This window comes from Hansschlegelia beijingensis (assembly GCF_045505405.1).
GTDB lineage: Bacteria > Pseudomonadota > Alphaproteobacteria > Rhizobiales > Methylopilaceae > Methylopila > Methylopila beijingensis_A.
Genome location: NZ_JBJKEX010000533.1, coordinates 1 through 1,298, shown reverse-complemented (window position 1 = coordinate 1,298; position 1,298 = coordinate 1). Strand labels below are relative to the sequence as shown.

Below are 1,298 nucleotides of genomic sequence, written 5' to 3'. Positions count from 1 at the left end.
GCCTATCTGGCCGCGCTGACGCAGGCGCTCGTCTCGGCCGGGGTCCGCCTCGCCCCCATCGGCCAGACGGCGGGCGCAGGGATCGTGGCGCGGCTCACGCCGCTCGCCCGGCGCCTCGCGGCCGAGGGCGCCGGTCTCACGCTCGACGATCTTGCGTCGTCCACCTTCAGGCTCGATCTCGGCTCCGCCCGGCACGAGACCCAGTACACAAGGCTTTTCCGCTCATGAGCTCTTCGAACGGACCTCTCAGGGTCGGCGTCGGCGGCCCGGTCGGCTCCGGCAAGACCGCGCTGCTGGAGGCGCTCTGCCGCGCCTTCCACGGCCCCTACGAGATCTGCGCGATCACCAACGACATCTACACGAAGGAGGACGCCCGCATCCTCACCGCGACCGGCGCGCTGCCGGAGGAGCGCATCATGGGGGTCGAGACGGGCGGCTGTCCGCACACCGCGATCCGCGAGGACGCCTCGATCAACCTCGCGGCGATCGCGGAGATGACCCGCAAGTTCCCGGCCCTCGACCTGATCCTGATCGAGTCCGGCGGCGACAATCTCGCGGCGACCTTCTCGCCCGAGCTCGCGGACATCACGATCTACGTCATCGACGTCGCGGGCGGCGAGAAGATCCCGCGCAAGGGCGGCCCCGGCATCACCCGGTCGGACATGCTTGTCGTCAACAAGACCGACCTCGCCCCGATGGTCGGCGCCGACCTCTCGGTGATGGAGGCCGACACGATCCGCATGCGCAAGGACCGGCCCTATGTGTTCGCGAGCGTCCGACACGGGGTCGGCGTCGACCCGGTGGTCGCGTTCATCAAGCGCGCCGGAGGGCTCGCCTAGCGGCGCGCCGCGTGGCGGGCGACGAAGCGCGCGATCGCCGGCCCCGTCGCGATCACGACCAGCAGCCGCGCCGTCTGCAGCGCCATCACGAACGGCAGGTCGACATTGCTGAAGGCGGCGATGATCGCGACTGAATCCGCGCCGCCCGGGCTGGTCGCCAGAAAGGCGGTCAGCGGGTCGATCCCGGCGAAGATCGTGAGGCAGGCCCCGAAGCCGCCGCACACCGCCATCAGGGCCAGGATCGAGCCGAGCACCTGCGGCAGGGCGCGCACGGCGTGCAGGATGATGGGGCGGGTGAAGCGCAGCCCGATGCTCCAGCCGATGACCGAATAGCTCAGGGCCAGCAGCCAGGGCGGCAGATCGAGCGTCGCCAGGCCTGAGCCCTGCAGCGCGAGCGTGGCCACCAGCGGAACCAGCAGCGGGCCGGCAGGGATGCGCAGCGCGCGTCCCGCCCAGGCG

At 71.3% G+C, this 1,298-nt stretch carries 3 protein-coding genes; 2 read left to right on the top strand and 1 reads right to left on the bottom strand.

The window, feature by feature from the left end; all coding sequences use genetic code 11:
* The coding region (locus ACIKT0_RS18430) for an urease accessory protein UreF (protein WP_407106772.1) at positions 1-228 on the top strand (228 nt) is incomplete at its 5' end.
* Positions 225-839 carry an urease accessory protein UreG gene (ureG, locus tag ACIKT0_RS18425; protein ID WP_407106771.1) on the top strand — a complete coding sequence of 205 codons (615 nt, stop codon included), beginning with the start codon at positions 225-227 and terminating at the stop codon, positions 837-839. The genes ACIKT0_RS18430 and ureG, both read left to right, overlap by 4 nt.
* On the opposite strand, the gene ACIKT0_RS18420 is transcribed toward ureG, so the two are convergent.
* Positions 836-1,298, bottom strand: a 463-nt coding sequence (locus ACIKT0_RS18420; RefSeq protein ID WP_407106770.1) for an AbrB family transcriptional regulator, incomplete at its 5' end; no start/stop codon positions are given. The two genes, ureG and ACIKT0_RS18420, sit on opposite strands and share 4 nt — an antisense overlap.

Bases quoted from the DNA above. Each gene is read 5' to 3' on its own strand.
- ureG (WP_407106771.1), top strand. From the start codon at position 225: ATGAGCTCTTCGAACGGACCTCTCAGGGTCGGCGTCGGCGGCCCGGTC.